The organism is Arthrobacter saudimassiliensis, from assembly GCF_059090665.1.
Genome location: NZ_JBNHFX010000001.1, coordinates 633,370 through 647,224, shown reverse-complemented (window position 1 = coordinate 647,224; position 13,855 = coordinate 633,370). Strand labels below are relative to the sequence as shown.

16 protein-coding genes are annotated in these 13,855 nt (G+C 70.1%); 10 read left to right on the top strand and 6 right to left on the bottom strand.

Annotation, left to right across the window (positions count from 1 at the left end; genetic code table 11):
• Positions 1-25: 25 nt before the first annotated feature.
• A complete protein-coding gene (locus AC5RV6_RS02970) occupies positions 26-838 on the bottom strand; it encodes an HAD family hydrolase (protein ID WP_494005785.1) in 813 nt (270 codons plus the stop codon).
• 96 nt (positions 839-934) lie between these two features.
• Between AC5RV6_RS02970 and AC5RV6_RS02965 the strand changes: the two genes are divergently transcribed.
• Genes AC5RV6_RS02965 through AC5RV6_RS02955 form a run of 3 tightly spaced genes read left to right on the top strand, consistent with a single transcriptional unit; the run spans position 935 to position 2,111 of the window.
• Positions 935-1,204: a glutaredoxin family protein gene (locus AC5RV6_RS02965; protein ID WP_494005784.1), complete on the top strand. Its 270-nt coding sequence runs from the start codon at positions 935-937 to the stop codon at positions 1,202-1,204.
• Complete coding sequence (locus tag AC5RV6_RS02960) at positions 1,201-1,344, top strand: hypothetical protein (RefSeq protein ID WP_494005783.1); 144 nt, start codon at positions 1,201-1,203, stop codon at positions 1,342-1,344. The genes AC5RV6_RS02965 and AC5RV6_RS02960 overlap by 4 nt, the downstream gene beginning before the upstream one ends.
• A 17-nt stretch (positions 1,345-1,361) precedes the next feature.
• Positions 1,362-2,111: a redox-sensing transcriptional repressor Rex gene (locus AC5RV6_RS02955; RefSeq protein WP_494006616.1), complete on the top strand. Its 750-nt coding sequence runs from the start codon at positions 1,362-1,364 to the stop codon at positions 2,109-2,111.
• A gap of 38 nt (positions 2,112-2,149) precedes the next feature.
• Here AC5RV6_RS02955 and AC5RV6_RS02950 read toward each other — a convergent pair whose 3' ends face one another.
• The 3 genes from AC5RV6_RS02950 to AC5RV6_RS02940 all read right to left on the bottom strand — a co-directional run bounded on the left by AC5RV6_RS02950 (position 2,150) and on the right by AC5RV6_RS02940 (position 5,743).
• On the bottom strand, positions 2,150-3,436 hold the full coding sequence (locus AC5RV6_RS02950; protein WP_494005782.1) for a hypothetical protein: 1,287 nt from the start codon (positions 3,434-3,436) through the stop codon (positions 2,150-2,152).
• 250 nt (positions 3,437-3,686) lie between these two features.
• Complete coding sequence (locus tag AC5RV6_RS02945) at positions 3,687-4,868, bottom strand: hypothetical protein (RefSeq protein WP_494005781.1); 1,182 nt, start codon at positions 4,866-4,868, stop codon at positions 3,687-3,689.
• 335 nt (positions 4,869-5,203) lie between these two features.
• Entirely contained in the window at positions 5,204-5,743 is a 540-nt protein-coding gene (locus AC5RV6_RS02940; RefSeq protein WP_494005780.1) for a YceI family protein, read from the bottom strand.
• A gap of 139 nt (positions 5,744-5,882) precedes the next feature.
• Here AC5RV6_RS02940 and AC5RV6_RS02935 point away from each other — a divergent pair, with 139 nt between their 5' ends.
• From AC5RV6_RS02935 to ccsB, 5 genes are all read left to right on the top strand, one after another.
• On the top strand, positions 5,883-6,545 hold the full coding sequence (locus tag AC5RV6_RS02935; protein ID WP_494005779.1) for a histidine phosphatase family protein: 663 nt from the start codon (positions 5,883-5,885) through the stop codon (positions 6,543-6,545).
• Positions 6,546-6,638: 93 nt separating this feature from the next.
• Positions 6,639-7,241 (top strand): TlpA family protein disulfide reductase, encoded by a 603-nt coding sequence (locus AC5RV6_RS02930; RefSeq protein ID WP_494006615.1) that lies wholly within the window; start codon positions 6,639-6,641, stop codon positions 7,239-7,241.
• A gap of 72 nt (positions 7,242-7,313) precedes the next feature.
• Positions 7,314-8,030 (top strand): cytochrome c biogenesis CcdA family protein, encoded by a 717-nt coding sequence (locus AC5RV6_RS02925; protein ID WP_494006614.1) that lies wholly within the window; start codon positions 7,314-7,316, stop codon positions 8,028-8,030.
• 7 nt (positions 8,031-8,037) lie between these two features.
• Positions 8,038-9,786 (top strand): cytochrome c biogenesis protein ResB, encoded by a 1,749-nt coding sequence (gene resB, locus AC5RV6_RS02920; RefSeq protein WP_494005778.1) that lies wholly within the window; start codon positions 8,038-8,040, stop codon positions 9,784-9,786.
• The gene (gene ccsB / locus AC5RV6_RS02915) at positions 9,786-10,832 is read left to right on the top strand and encodes a c-type cytochrome biogenesis protein CcsB (protein WP_494005777.1); all 1,047 of its coding nucleotides are present in this window, start codon (positions 9,786-9,788) and stop codon (positions 10,830-10,832) included. Before resB ends, ccsB begins: the two co-directional genes overlap by 1 nt.
• Positions 10,833-10,952: 120 nt before the next feature.
• Here ccsB and AC5RV6_RS02910 read toward each other — a convergent pair whose 3' ends face one another.
• Positions 10,953-11,336 carry a PLDc N-terminal domain-containing protein gene (locus AC5RV6_RS02910; RefSeq protein WP_494005776.1) on the bottom strand — a complete coding sequence of 128 codons (384 nt, stop codon included), beginning with the start codon at positions 11,334-11,336 and terminating at the stop codon, positions 10,953-10,955.
• Positions 11,337-11,410: 74 nt separating this feature from the next.
• Here AC5RV6_RS02910 and AC5RV6_RS02905 point away from each other — a divergent pair, with 74 nt between their 5' ends.
• Complete coding sequence (locus tag AC5RV6_RS02905) at positions 11,411-11,719, top strand: DUF4229 domain-containing protein (RefSeq protein ID WP_494005775.1); 309 nt, start codon at positions 11,411-11,413, stop codon at positions 11,717-11,719.
• 141 nt (positions 11,720-11,860) lie between these two features.
• Complete coding sequence (locus tag AC5RV6_RS02900) at positions 11,861-12,919, top strand: hypothetical protein (protein ID WP_494005774.1); 1,059 nt, start codon at positions 11,861-11,863, stop codon at positions 12,917-12,919.
• Positions 12,920-12,967: 48 nt separating this feature from the next.
• Here AC5RV6_RS02900 and AC5RV6_RS02895 read toward each other — a convergent pair whose 3' ends face one another.
• Positions 12,968-13,852, bottom strand: a complete 885-nt coding sequence (locus AC5RV6_RS02895) for a 1,4-dihydroxy-2-naphthoate polyprenyltransferase (protein WP_494005773.1) — start codon at positions 13,850-13,852, stop codon at positions 12,968-12,970.
• Between the last annotated feature and the right edge of the window lie 3 nt (positions 13,853-13,855).

Here is a 13,855-nt window from a genome sequence, read left to right as displayed (position 1 = left end):
TAACGGCGCCGTGGCATCCGCCGGGTCAGCGGGCCCGCATCCAGGACCAGCCGCGCCAGAGCCCATAGGCCGCCCCCGCCGTCGTCGCCGTCTTGAGCCCGAGCGTTGCGGCCCTTCGGCCGGCTCGGAAGTCATAGATGGGCCAGTTGTTGTCCCTGGCGTGCCGGCGCAGCCGCGCGTCGGGGTTGATGGCCACCGGGTGCCCGACCATGGTCAGCAGGGGCACATCGTTGTAGGAATCGCTGTAGGCCCAGCAGGACGACAGGTCCAGCCCTTCCCGGAGCGCCAGCTCACGGACCCCCTCCGCCTTGGCCGGGCCGTGCAGGAATTCTCCCACCAGACGGCCGGTGTACAGCCCGTCCGTCACCTCGCTCACCGTACCGAGGGCCCCGGTCAGGTTCAGCCGGCTGGCAATCACCGAGGCCACCTCCACCGGCGTGCCGGTCACCAGCCACACCGGACGTCCCGCCTGCATGTGCTGCTGCGTGAGGGCACGGGTCCCGGGCCAGATCTTCGACTCGATCATCTCGTCGTAGACCTCTTCGCCCAGTACGCGGACGTCGTCGGCGGCGAGCCCGGTGGCGAAGGCCAGGGCGGCGTCACGGACCGAGTGCACATCCTGCATGTTTTCTCCGCGCAGCATGAAGCGCATCTGCTTGGCGGCGAAACCCGCCGCATCCCGCAGCGTGAAGACCCCCCGCTGGTACATCTTCCGCCCGACATGGAACAGGCTCGCTCCGCGCATGAGGGTGTTGTCGACGTCGAAGAACGCGGCTTCTCCGGGCCGCCCAGCCGCGGCCTCGGGACCCGGAAACTTGACGGCGGTGGAACGGGGCATGTTTCGAGTCTACGCAATGCCGGACAGGCGGCAGCACGGGCCGTCGAAGGCGTCGCACAATGCGGAGCGGGCGCCAACGGGCGCTATTTTGGGAGTATGCACGCTTCGCCAGCCTCCGCCACGCCCGACCTGATGCTGCTCACCCGCACCGGATGCCACCTCTGCGAGCAGGCCCGGGACGTGCTGCAGCGGGTGGCGGCGGACTTCGGACTGCAGTGGCGGGAGGAATCGGTGGACGGCGACGCCGAGCGGGCACGCCGCTTCGGCGAGGAGCTGCCGGTGCTCTTCGTCGACGGGGTCCAGCGCGACTTCTGGCAGATTGACGAGACCAGGCTGCGCCGGCTGCTCGCTGCGAGGAAGGCATGAGCCTCACCGCCGATCCCACGGCAGAAGCCGGCAGCCTGCGCGGCGGCTTCCGGCTGCGCCCGGCGCGGCCTATCGTAGTGCTGGATCAGGACATCAGCCGGCGGCGCCGTCGCGCGAACCGGGGGAGGGAGCAGCTGTGAGCCGCCCTCCGAAGCCGATCAAGGCGCCGGCGGACAAAGCGCCGGACGATGGGGTCCACCCGGTCGGCCGACATATTCCGCCCGCATCACTGACCCGGCTGACCATCTACCTGCGGGCGCTCGGTGTGCTGCTGACCGAGGGGGTCGAGCGGGTCTCCAGCGAGGAGCTTGCGGAAGCGGCAGGCGTGAACTCTCCGATGCTGCGCAAGGACCTGTCCTACCTGGGTTCCTACGGGACGCGCGGCGTCGGCTACGACGTCTCCTATCTCAGCGGCCGCATCGCCGCGGCCCTGGGACTGACCCTCGACTGGCGGGTGGCCATCGTGGGCGCCGGCAACCTCGGGCGTGCACTGGCAGGGTATCCGGGGTTCGCCTCGCGCGGCTTCGAGGTCGTGGCCCTGCTGGATTCCGACCCTGAGGCCGTCGGCCAGCAGGTGGGCCGGCTTGAGGTCAGCCACGTCGACGACCTCGAAACCATACTTAAGCGGACTGCATCGAACATGGCCGTTCTGGCGGTCCCCGCGGAGGTGGCGCAGGTCCTCTGCGACCGGCTTGTTGCCGCCGGAGTCAGGAGCATCCTCAGCTTTGCCCCGGTGCTGCTCCAGGCCCCGGACCACGTGCAGCTGCGGAAGGTGGACATGGCAACCGAACTGCAGATCCTGGCCTACCACGCCCAGCGGGCGCAGGTCTCGGAAATCGCGACGGACGCCAGGGCCCGGCTGGCGGACGGGCAGGGCCTGCGCCGCTCGTCGGGAAAGGCCGGATAGGCGCCGTCAAGGCGCTGGAAACTGCAGCAGTGCGCGTGTCAGCGCCGTCGCCTGCGGGCCAGCAGCCCGTTGACGGTCCGCCTCCGAGCGGAGTCGAGGCTGACCAGGCCGGACGCCGTGGTGCCGGTCCCGCCGATCCCGGCGTGAACGTCGGCCCGCTCACCGGCAGCAGCATCGGGCCCGGCCGCAGTGTCGGACCCGGCAGCAGCGTCGGGCCCGGCGGAGCCGGCGCCGTTCTTCAGGCCGGCAGCAGCCGTCCGGACGGCGCCTGAACCCGTCTCCATCGGCGTGCCGGAAGCGCCTGCCCCGACCGGATCGGGGCCGCCTGCGGGCAGCATCTCCGCCCGGCCGTGGGACGGCCGGACAAGGTTCAGCACCCTGGCCAGCCGGCGAGAGGGGCCCCGCCGCAGCCAGACGTTCCCCGCCCCGGGGCTGCCTGCAGTGTTACGGATGCGTCGGTCCGCCTGCTGGCCGACAGGCGGGCCGGCGGGCGGGCCGGCGTCGACCGTCGCCGCCGCCTCGGCGGCAGGTTCCGCTTCCGAGACAGGGCCCAGGGCGCCGGGGGGCCCGGCGGCGTCGCTGCCGTCCGGCTCCTGGTGTTCTTCGGATTCGTCGTAGCGCTCCGCGGCCTGGTCGAGGAACGCCCTGGCAGCAGCGGCGTCCGCACGGGAACGTTCAGCCAGGTCCGCCAGCCAGAGCGAGACCTGCTGGGTGAAGAGCAGCGCCACGCCGAGCCCGGCGAGGAGGACGGCGAACAGCTGTGCTCCGGAATGCGCCGCGCAGGCGGCCGCGGCTGCCGGGAGCGCGGCGGCCGCACCGACAACCCGGGCCCAGGGACGGCCCTCCAGGGCACAGGCGGCAATAAGCAGGTAGAGACCGAAAATGACCACCGCTGCCGCCGCATTGACGAAGGCAAACACGCCGTCCAGCACCGGCGGCGGAACTCCGAGGTCGAGGACAAAAGCGCCGGCTTCGTCCGAGAGGCCGAACGGGCCGCTGCCTCCCAGGTTGTCCCTCAGGCCAAAGCAGGCAGCGGCGACGATCAGTCCGGTCCCAAGCAGCAGGGCCGGCGGTCGGCCGAAGACGCGGGCCGCGGCAGCGCGCCGGGGCCATGTCGGCCGGTCCGGAGCAGGACGGCGGGCATCAGGTGCGGCGGAAGACGCAGGAGCGGGGCGCCGGGCCGGCGGCGGCGGGACGCTGGACAGCGGGCGGACGACGGGGACGGGCGGGACACTGGAATGCCGCGGCCTTTTCAACGGCGCAGGTACGTGTGTGACGCGCAGGGAACGGGGATCGGAGTGGCCGGCTGCGGGTGAGGAGCTCATGGTCATCGCCGCCTTCAAGGGAGCAGGTGCGAAACCGCGCTGGTCTGCTGCGGGAGCAACAACGCTACGCTGCAGGTCCCGTGGGCGGACCACATCGGGAAGGCTTTGGTGCTGCCGCACCCGAAAACGAAGGAACGCCGGCGGTCCCTGGGGGACCGCCGGCGTCGGACGGTGAGCGGAACGGAGGATCCGGGGCGCCTGCGGAGGCGGCCCGGGAGCCGAACCCGACGGGTCGGAAACCCGCCTGCTGCTAGTAGGTGCCGTAGGGGTTCGTGCTGCCGGTTCCGGCCCTGGAGCCGCTGAAGTAAGGCCGGGACGGGGTGAGCCAGAGCAGGATGATCGCCGCGTAGCCGAGCAGGTTCACCGCGGTGTACAGCAGGCCGGTGCCCAGGAACAGGGACGCCGGATCCGCCAGCAGGCTCAAGAGGAACGGAACGAGGCTCAGCGCCGCCAGGACGGTGCCCAGGATGCGGGCCCAGTTGCTTCCCTTGCGGACAAAGAAGGCGACGAGCAGGTAGACGCCCAGAGCGAGCAGGCCCATTACCACCAGAACACCGGAGAAGACCGGGAGCACCTCGTCCAAGGACAGGCCCTGGGCTTCGAAGTCACGCTCCTGCTGCGCCGAGACGTAGCCTTCCGGGTTGAAGGCGGCAACGATGTTGTTGATCAGGGACAGCACCCCCGCAGCAACCAGGAGCCAGAAGCTGATCATCACTTCGCGGGGGCGGGGGCCCTTCGCCGCAGGTCCGGCGGTGCCCGGGTGCGGGTATCCCGAGGGCTGGGCAGCCTGGTAACCGTAGGGCGAAGGAACAGCCGGCTGGCCGTACTGTCCGTACTGCGGCTGTCCGTACTGCTGCTGGGCCGTGGGGTCCGCGGGCTGGCCGTACTGTCCGTACTGCGGTTGCCCGTACTGCTGCTGGGCCGTGGGGTCCGCCGGCTGGCCGTACTGGCCGTACTGCGGTTGTCCGTAGGGCTGCTGGGCCGTGGGGTCGGCGGGCTGTCCGTACTGCTGCTGGCCGTACTGGGGCTGCTCGTACTGCTGCTGGGCTGTCGGGTCCGTCGGCTGCCCGTACTGGGGCTGGGCGGGGTCGGCGGGCTGTCCGTACTGCTGCTGGCCGTACTGGGGCTGCCCGTACTGCTGCTGGGCTGTCGGGTCCGTCGGCTGTCCGTACTGCTGGCCGTACCGGGGCTGCTGAGTCGGCTCGGCAGGCTGGTTGTACTGCTGGTGCCCGGCGGCGTCGTCCTGCGCGTCGGGAGCAGCGGCGGCCTCGGCCTGCCCGGCTCCGGCGGAGTGCGAACCGGGGGAGACTGCGTCGCCGCCGACGGCCCCCGAGCCGTGCGCGGATTCAGGCGCGCCGGTGCCGGGCTCATTCCCGGCGTCCGGGCTCCCGTGCCCGGCGTCCTGGGGTTCGGGGCTGTTCGGTGTGGTCATCGCAGTTGGTTCGCCTCTCTGACAGGCCCGGACACCGGCTCGCCGGTGCGGGTGGGGAAATGGACCGGGGCCATGCAGCAGGTCACAGGCCCGTTCGCCCAGCCTACCTGCGTACCCGATATTTGGGCCGTCTCACCGGAGAGGTTGCGCCCGGCCCTCCGTCCCCGCGACCCGTGCGGGACCAGCCCGGCAGCCCCGGGACCTGCGCAGGACAACCAGGGTACGCGGGTCGCCCGGGCTGCGGCACAGATGAGGCGGCCCCGGACGCGTGGGGGTCAGGCGTCCGGGGCCGCGGTCCATGTCTGCCTCTCAGGCAGCGGTGTCCGTCCGCCGGGTCAGTTGGCCACGAACTCGGCGTCGATGTTGATGCTGACCTTGTCGCCGACCAGGACGCCGCCTGCTTCCAGGGGCGCGTTCCACGTGAGGCCGAACTCCTTGCGGCTCAGGCTGGTGCTGGCGGAGAAGCCTGCGCGGGTGACGCCGAAGGGGTCGACAGTGACGCCGTTGAACTCCGCGTCCAGGACCACCGGACGGGTCACGCCCTTGATGGTGAGGTCACCGGCAACCCGGTACGTCTCGCCGGCCGCCTCCAGGCCGGTGTACCGGAAGGTCAGCTCCGGGTGGTTTGCCACGTCGAAGAAGTCCTCGCCCTTGACGTGGGCATCGCGGTTCGCGTCCTTCGAGTTGAAGGATTCGGCCTTGATGGTCGCCGCGATGCGGGACTCCTCGGCCGTCGGGCCGACCTCGATGACGGCCTCCACGTCCTGGAAAGCGCCGCGCACCTTGCTGATGCCCGCGTGCCGGACCGAGAACCCGACCTCGCTGTGGGAGGGATCGAGGGTCCAGGTTCCGGTGGCAAGTCCGTTGGGGATCATGTGGTTTCTCCTAGGTGGGTCAGGGCGGCGAAGACATCTCCGACGCAGGTTCATGCATATGCATGCAGTCTGGCATGGATCGCTTGAATGTTCAAGTGTTGATTTAGTGCCCGGCCCCGACTCTGCGAAACTGGGGTGCATGTCCCGCTCATCCATACATCTGGTCCGCCACGGCGAAGTGCACAACCCGGACCGCGTACTCTACGGCCGGCTGCCCGAATTCCACCTTTCCGACCTGGGGAGGCAGATGGCCGACCGGGTCGCCGGCTACTTCGGGGACCGGCAGCAGGCGGGCGCCAACGTGGTGCGGCTTGTCGCCTCGCCGCTGACCCGCGCCCAGGAAACCGCGGCGCCGATCGCCGCAGCCCTGGGACTGGAGGTGGTCACCGATGAACGCATCCTGGAAGCGGAGAACCGCTTTGAAGGGCTTTCGGCGGTGCAGCGGCAGCTGCGCAATCCGCGGTACTGGCCGCTGCTGCGCAATCCGTTCACGCCGTCCTGGGGGGAGCCGTACGCCCAGCAGGTGGCGAGGGTCATGGCGGCCGTCGAGGATGCCCGCGTTGCCGCGGTGGAGGCGGCCGGCGACGGCGCCGAAGCGGTCCTGGTCAGCCACCAGCTTCCGATCTGGGTCACCCGGCTGGCCGCGGAGGGCCGACGTCTCTGGCATGACCCCCGGCAGCGGCAGTGCACGCTGACCAGCGTCACCACCCTGAACTTCGAAGGGCCCGTGCTGACGGGGGTCCGATATGCGGAGCCCTCCGCCGACCTGCTGCCCGGGGCGGCGAACGTCCCCGGAGCGTAATAGAATTACTACGCTTCGTAGAAAGGGCGCCGCCCGCACCGCGATGAAAGTTGGACAGCCTTGAATAATCCCCGGAGCCCTGAGCCGGACACCATGGGCCGCCGCCGCTTCCTGCGTGCCGGTGCGGCCCTCGCGGTCGCGGCGCCTTTCGCCGTCATGGCCGCGGGGTGCAGTGCGGAGGAGGACCCGCTTGCCGCCCAGGCGCGTGCGGGAGACAACAAGAACTACATCGCCGGTGACGGTTCAGTCACCGAGTACGCGGCGTCCGAGCGCGGCGAGCCGGTGCAGCTCAGCGCCCGGCTCTTCGACGAAACGGAAGTCAGCTCGGCCGACTGGGCCGGCGACGTCGTCGTCCTCAACTTCTGGTACGCCGCCTGCGCGCCCTGCCGCAAGGAAGCCCCGGACCTGGTGGACCTGCACAACCAGTTCGAAGCCGAGGGCGCGCGCTTCTACGGCGTCAACATCCGTGACGAGCGGCAGACCGCTGAGGCGTTCGAGCGCACCTTCAACATCCCCTACCCGAGCATCAACGACCGCGACGGCGGCGTGCTGCTGTCCATGACCAGCTATGTTCCGCCGCAGGCGGTACCCACCACGCTGGTGCTGGACCGGGAAGGCCGCGTGGCCGCCCGCATCCTTGGCCTGGCCGACAAGGGAACCCTCAAGGCGCTTATCACCGACGCCCTGGCGGCCTGATCCGTGCAGCCCTTCCTTCCGGCGGCCCTCCCGGCGGCCAACGTATTCGCGGAGACCATCCTCAACGGCTCCATGCTGCTGGCCATTCCGGTCGCTGTCCTGGCCGGACTGGTGTCCTTCCTGTCTCCCTGCGTGCTGCCCCTGGTACCGGGCTACCTCGGCTACGTGACCGGGCTGACCGGCATCGACCTGGCGAACCAGCGCCGCGGCCGGATGCTGGCCGGCATCAGTCTGTTCGTGTTCGGCTTCTCGGTGGTCTTCGTGCTCATCGGCGCCGGCGTCGGCCAGCTGGGCGGCTGGCTGCGCAGCCCCGACCAGGGCTGGGTGCCCCAGGTCCTGGGTGTGCTGATCATCCTCATGGGCGTGGTGTTCCTCGGCGGTCTGAGCTGGTTCCAGCGCGACCGGAAGATCACTGCCCGGCCGCCGGCCGGCCTCTGGGGCGCGCCGGTGCTGGGCGTCACCTTCGGCCTTGGCTGGGCTCCGTGCCTTGGGCCCACCCTTTCCGCCGTGCAGCTGCTGTCCTTCTCCGGCGACGACGCCAGCGCAGCCAAGGGCGCCCTGCTGACTTTTGTCTACTGCCTCGGGCTGGGACTGCCGTTCCTCCTCATCGCCCTCGGATTCCGGCGTGCCTCCGGCGCCCTGGGCTTCCTGCGGCGGCATCGCCTGGGCCTGCAGCGTTTCGGCGGCGGGATGCTGATCCTGCTTGGCCTGCTGATGGTCACCGGCGTCTGGAACCTGTGGATCAACCACCTGCAGGGCTGGCTGGACTCCGTCACCCTGCCGATCTGAGCACCCCATGACCGAGAACCCGAACACCGAACCCCTTGGGAAGCCCGTGAAGACCGAACACGAAACCCCGTCCGGACGCTCCGGACCTGAGTCCGGCAAGCCCCGGAAGGGAAGCCGGGACGCCGACGTCGCGCTCCCGGCGCTCGGCGCCCGCGAGATGCTGCGCTGGGCCTGGAACCAGCTCACGAGCATGCGCACCGCCCTGTTCCTGCTCCTGCTGCTGGCAGTGGCGGCAGTGCCGGGTTCGCTGTTCCCGCAGCGGCCCTCCGACCCCGCCGGCGTCAACCGGTACCTGCAGGAAAACCCGGCCCTCGGGCCCTGGCTGGACCGGTTCCAGCTCTTCGATGTGTATTCCTCGGTGTGGTTCTCCGCCATTTACCTGCTGCTGTTCGTCTCGCTGATCGGCTGCGTCGCGCCGCGGGCCAAGGCGCACTTCAAGGCCATGCGGTCCAAGCCGCCGCGGACTCCGCGGCGGCTGTCCCGGCTGCCCGAGCACGGCACGCTGGCCATCCCCGCCGACCGCGGCCTCACCCCGGAGGGCGCGGTCCGCGAGGCCGCCGCCATCCTGCGCCGCCGCGGCTACAAAGTGGACGTGCGCGACGCCGGCACCGACGCTCCCTCGGTCGGAGCCGAACGCGGTTTCGCCAAGGAGCTGGGCAACCTGGTCTTCCATACGTCACTGATCGGCGTGCTCATCTCCGTGGCCGTCGGCAGCCTGTACGGGTACAACGGCCAGAAGATCGTGGTGGAGGGCGATACCTTCGTCAACACCCTGGTCGGCTACGACACCTTCACCCCGGGAAGCAGCTTCACCGCGGAGGAGCTCGACCCGTTCTCCGTGACGCTCGATGAGTTCCAGGTGGAATTCGACCGGGAGTCACAGACCCACTACGGGCAGCCGCTGGACTACACCGCCAAGGTCACGGTGCGCGACGACGTCGACGGCGAGCCGCGGACCGAGGAGCTGAAGGTCAACTCTCCGCTGTCGGTGGACGGCACGCGCGTCTATCTGGTCGGCAACGGCTACGCTCCGATGGTGACCGTGCGGGACGGCAACGGAGACATCGCCTTCTCCGGACCGGTGATCGGCGTCCCGCAGGACGGGATGTTCACCTCCCTTGCCGTCATCAAGGTGCCGGACGCCCGCCCCGACCAGCTCGGATTCGTGGGCTTCTTCCTGCCCACCGCGATGCTGGACGAAAACGGCGTCTCCTACTCGGGAGACCCGGACCCGTTCAATCCCCAGCTGAACCTGAACTCCTACTACGGCGACCTCGGGCTCGACGAGGGCGTGCCCAGCAACGTCTACGTGCTGGACACCGAGGAGCTCACCGAGCTGAACAACCGGGACCTGGAATCCGGCGGCATCGTGCTGGGCGCCAACGACACTTACGAACTGCCCGAAGGCAAGGGCAGCATCACGTTTGACGGCCTCAAGCGCTACATCGCCGTCGACATCGCCTACGATCCGGGAGAGATCGGGGCCCTGGTCTTCGCCACGCTCGGCTTCGCCGGACTGATCGCCTCGCTCTTCCTCGCCCGCCGCCGGGTGTGGGTCCGTGCCGCCGGCGGGGAGGATGGCCGCATAATGGTCGAGTACGGCCTGCTGGCCCGCGGCGAGGACGCACGCCTGGGCCCGGAGGCAAAGGCGCTGCACGAACTCTTCGAAAAGCAGTGGTCCCCCGCCGGGACCGCGACCGGAAACGACCCCGTCGCCGCTGACGTGCGGGAAACAGAACCAGGTAAGGACAAGTAATGCCCTCCATCGATCAGACCCTGGCGGAGTACAGCGAGCTGTTCATGCTCCTGGCCGCGTTCACCTATACGGTGGCGTTCCTGGCGTTCTGCTGGGACCTGGCCCGGAGCAGCCGGTCCCTGGCCTCCCTCGAAGAGCGCCTGGCGGCGCAGCAGCAGCCGGCACGCGAGATGGTCGGAGCCGGCGCTTCCGCCGGGGGCTCCGCGGATGCCCTGCCCGCCGCGGAGCGCGGAGGCCGGGACACCGGCGCGCACACCGCCGATGACGCCATGCAGTACTCCGGCGCGCGCCGCAACGCCGCCCGCGTGGGCGTCGCCCTGACGGTCCTGGCCGCGGCAATCCATGCCGCCGGCGTCATCACCCGCGGCATGGCGGCCCACCGTGTTCCGTGGGGCAACATGTACGAGTTCTGCACCACCGGTGCCCTCGTCGTGGCCGTGGTGTTCCTCATCGCGCTGGTCAAGAAGGACCTGCGGTTCCTCGGCACCTTCGTCATCGGCCTGGTGCTGATCATGATGATGGCCGCCACCATCGGCTTCCCGACGCCGGTCGCGCACCTTGTTCCGGCCCTGCAGAGCTACTGGCTGATCATTCACGTCTCCGTGGCCGTCCTGGCCTCGGCATTGTTCACCCTGACCTTCGCCATGTCGGTGCTGCAGCTGCTGCAGTCCCGCCGCGAGGCGAAGATCCGGGCGGGTGGCGGCAACACCATGGGCTTCATGCGCCTGGTCCCCTCCGCCCTGAGCCTGGAGAACCTCAGCTACCGGGTCAACGCAGTCGGCTTCGTGCTGTGGACCTTCACCGTGATCGCCGGCGCGATCTGGGCCGAGCAGGCCTGGGGCCGCTACTGGGGCTGGGACACCAAGGAGGTCTGGTCATTCGTGATCTGGGTGGTCTACGCCGGCTACCTGCATGCCCGCGCCACCCGCGGCTGGACCGGCACCCGTGCCGCCTGGCTGTCCATCGTGGGCTACCTGTGCGTGGTCTTCAACTTCACCATCGTGAACATCTTCTTCTCCGGCCTGCACAGCTACGCCGGAGTCTGACCGGTCACCAGGCACGCAGCCAGCCTGCAGCTGAAAAGAGAGCCCGCCCCGGAACGTCAGTTCCGGGGCGGGCTCTCTTTGGTCCTTAGATGATCTTGGGGCTGCGCCCGCAGGAAACTCCTAGGCGGAGTCCTGCTCCTCGCCCTGTTCCCCGCGCTCGGCGGCGCGCTTCTCCCGCTCCCGGATCTCGGCTTCGCGGCGGCGCAGTTCGGCTTCCTTTTCCTGCTGCCGACGGCGGATCTCCAGGTTGCGGAGGAACTCGGGGTCGTCGTCGGGCGCGGTGGGGTGGCGGGGCTGGGGCCGCTTGGGCCCGGGCCCGGACCGCGGGCGGCCGAAGAGGAACCACAGCCCTGCTCCGAGCAGCGGCAGCAGCAGGATCACCGCCAGCCAGGCGGGCTTGGAGATGCTCCTCACCTCCTTGGCCGCGGACATGATGCAGTCGATCAGCGCGTAGATGATCACGGCGGCGACGACGATGATACCGAACAGCAGGAGGCGTGGCATATCCCAATTGTAGGGGAGGGCCTTCCGTCAACCGCCAGCCCCGACGCAGTGCAGGACCTGCGTAGAATGAAGAGGTGGCTTTCTGGAAATTCACCGCACTGCGCCTTGGCCTCGTGGCCGTCTTCTTCGCCGCCTGCCTCTGGCTGAACCTGGGGCTGGTCTACTCGGCCGTGGTGTCGGCGATCCTGGCCTGGTGCGTCACTTATCTGTTCTTCCGGACCATGCGCGACGACGCCGCGCGCAGCCTCCAGGCGCGCTTCCGCGACGGAGCCCCGCCCAAGCGCAACCGCGCCGAGCTGGACGACGCACAGGCCGAGGACACCCTGGTCGACGAGGTCCCGGACGTGCGCATCGACAACGACCGCAAGCCCCGCGGCAACTAGCCCGGCGGCGGCCGGCCCCGCTGTTCCCTCCGGCTGCGAAGCCCCCGCCTCATCCGACCGGTAGACTGCCTGGATTACCGGCCGGCAGCCGTCAACCGCGCAGCGCCGGCATCATGCCGACAACGGGGGGGGTTGCAGGCCATGGGGCATCCGAATCGAACGGATCCGGACGAGCGGACCTACAACCGCCGATGGCTGATCGGCGTGACCGCCGGGCCGCTGGTGCTCGGCTGTGCGGCGGCCGGCTGGATGTACTCGGTTGCGGACCGGCTTCCGGACATGCTGGCCAGTCACTGGGGCAGCGACGGCGTGGACGGATACTCCCCGCTGTGGGTCACCGCCCTGATCGCCGTCCTGGCCGGCGGAGGCAGCGGGGCGCTGATCGCCGGGCTGGGCATCCTGACCCGGGGCTGCTCGCTGTTGCTGGGCCGCGTCACCGTCGGGTTCGGCCTTGCTTTCGGAACCCTCATCACAGCCCTGGCCGTCGGCGTCGTGGCCGGCCAGATCGACCTCGCCGACGCTTCCCAGGCAGCGGTCTCCGGGCCGGTGACAGGGATCGGCTCGGCGGTGGGAGCTGCCCTCGGGACGGCGGCAGCGCTCCTGTACCGGCCCGGAGAGGTGGATCGGACTCCCACCCCGGAGACCGCGGCTGCCGGCCGGGACGCAGCCGATGACCGTTCCGCCGTGGTCCAGGCCGCCCAGGCCTCGGCCGCGCAGGGCGGGACACTGGCCGTCACCGTCTCGATGGGCCGCACGGCCTGGCTGCTCAGTCTCGGAACCGGAGGGCTCGTGGCACTCAGCGTGGTGTTCCTCCACCCGCTCCTGGCGTTGCTCGGCATCCCGGCGGCAGCCGTGATGTGGGCGTTCCTGCACGGCCGGGCCATCATCGACCGGGACGGCGTGCGGGTGCTCGCCGGCGGCGTCAAGACCCTCATGCCGGTCGGCCACGGGCAGATCCGCTCCGCATCGGTGCAGGATATCCGGGCCATGGACCACGGCGGCTGGGGCTACCGGCTCAACCTCGGCGCCGTCGGCTTCATCACCGGAAACGGCCCGGCCCTGGTCCTGGAAACCGGCCCTGCACTCAGGCACGTGATCTCGATGCCCGACCCTGAAACGGCAGCCCGCGCCTGCGCCCTGGTCAACGCCTATCGGCAGGCGGCCGATCTGCCCAAAGCCGCCGGCGCAGCAGCAGGCTGAGTTCCGGCCGGGCCCCGGCGGAGCGGGCGGCCGGAAGGGGCGGGACCGTCAGGCCAGGACCCGGGTCAGGACCAGGCCCAAACCGTACAGCACACTGAAGCCGAGGTTGATCAGCCCGGTCTGCTTCAGCACCGGGATCAGGCTCTTGCGCTTCTTGCCCCGCAGCATCAGCCAGGACGGCATCAGGCAGGCGGGTGCGAGCAGCAGCACCAGCAGCACCCACGGCCGGTCCGGGGCGATCAGCAGCGGCAGCAGCAGGGCCAGCGCCAGCATCATCACGTAGCTGATGCGCGCGGCCTCGTCGCCCAGCCGCACGGCCAGCGTGCGCTTGCCGACCTCGCGGTCCGTGGGAATGTCCCGCACGTTGTTGGCCATCAGCAGGGCTGTGGCAAAAAGGCCGGTGGACACGGCGCCGATCACGGCCGCTCCGTCCACGGTGCCGGCCTGGGTGTAGGTGGTGCCCAGGGTGGCGACGAGCCCGAAGAACACAAAGACGAAGACATCCCCCAGGCCGAGATAGCCGTACGGGTTGCGCCCGCCGGTGTAGCCCCAGGCGGCGGCGATGCAGCCCACCCCCACCAGCAGCAGGAACCACGCCTGCGACAGCAGCACCAGCGCCAGGCCGGCGAGCAGCGCCGCGGCGAAGCACGCAAACGCCGCATACTTGACCTGCTTGGGGGCGGCGGCGCCTGAACCGGTCAGGCGCAGGGGCCCCACGCGCACGTCGTCGGTGCCGCGCACGCCGTCGGAGTAGTCGTTGGCATAGTTGACCCCGACCTGGAGCAGCACGGCCACGAGCAGGGCCAGGACGGCGTTGACCGGTTTGAAGGCATCCAGCCCGAAGGCTGCGGCGCTGCCGATGATGACAGGCGCCACCGCCATCGGCAGGGTGCGGGGTCGGGCGCCTTCAATCCACTGGGCGGCTGTGGCCACTGT

What these genes read in the sequence shown, in the direction of transcription:
- AC5RV6_RS02970 (WP_494005785.1), bottom strand. Translation starts at nt 838, where the DNA reads ATGCCCCGTTCCACCGCCGTCAAGTTTCCGGGTCCCGAGGCCGCGGCT.
- AC5RV6_RS02965 (WP_494005784.1), top strand. Translation starts at nt 935, where the DNA reads ATGCACGCTTCGCCAGCCTCCGCCACGCCCGACCTGATGCTGCTCACC.
- AC5RV6_RS02960 (WP_494005783.1), top strand. Translation starts at nt 1,201, where the DNA reads ATGAGCCTCACCGCCGATCCCACGGCAGAAGCCGGCAGCCTGCGCGGC.
- AC5RV6_RS02950 (WP_494005782.1), bottom strand. Translation starts at nt 3,436, where the DNA reads ATGAGCTCCTCACCCGCAGCCGGCCACTCCGATCCCCGTTCCCTGCGC.
- AC5RV6_RS02945 (WP_494005781.1), bottom strand. Translation starts at nt 4,868, where the DNA reads ATGACCACACCGAACAGCCCCGAACCCCAGGACGCCGGGCACGGGAGC.
- AC5RV6_RS02940 (WP_494005780.1), bottom strand. Translation starts at nt 5,743, where the DNA reads ATGATCCCCAACGGACTTGCCACCGGAACCTGGACCCTCGATCCCTCC.
- AC5RV6_RS02935 (WP_494005779.1), top strand. Translation starts at nt 5,883, where the DNA reads ATGTCCCGCTCATCCATACATCTGGTCCGCCACGGCGAAGTGCACAAC.
- AC5RV6_RS02930 (WP_494006615.1), top strand. Translation starts at nt 6,639, where the DNA reads ATGGGCCGCCGCCGCTTCCTGCGTGCCGGTGCGGCCCTCGCGGTCGCG.
- AC5RV6_RS02925 (WP_494006614.1), top strand. Translation starts at nt 7,314, where the DNA reads ATGCTGCTGGCCATTCCGGTCGCTGTCCTGGCCGGACTGGTGTCCTTC.
- resB (WP_494005778.1), top strand. Translation starts at nt 8,038, where the DNA reads ATGACCGAGAACCCGAACACCGAACCCCTTGGGAAGCCCGTGAAGACC.
- ccsB (WP_494005777.1), top strand. Translation starts at nt 9,786, where the DNA reads ATGCCCTCCATCGATCAGACCCTGGCGGAGTACAGCGAGCTGTTCATG.
- AC5RV6_RS02910 (WP_494005776.1), bottom strand. Translation starts at nt 11,336, where the DNA reads ATGCCACGCCTCCTGCTGTTCGGTATCATCGTCGTCGCCGCCGTGATC.
- AC5RV6_RS02900 (WP_494005774.1), top strand. Translation starts at nt 11,861, where the DNA reads ATGGGGCATCCGAATCGAACGGATCCGGACGAGCGGACCTACAACCGC.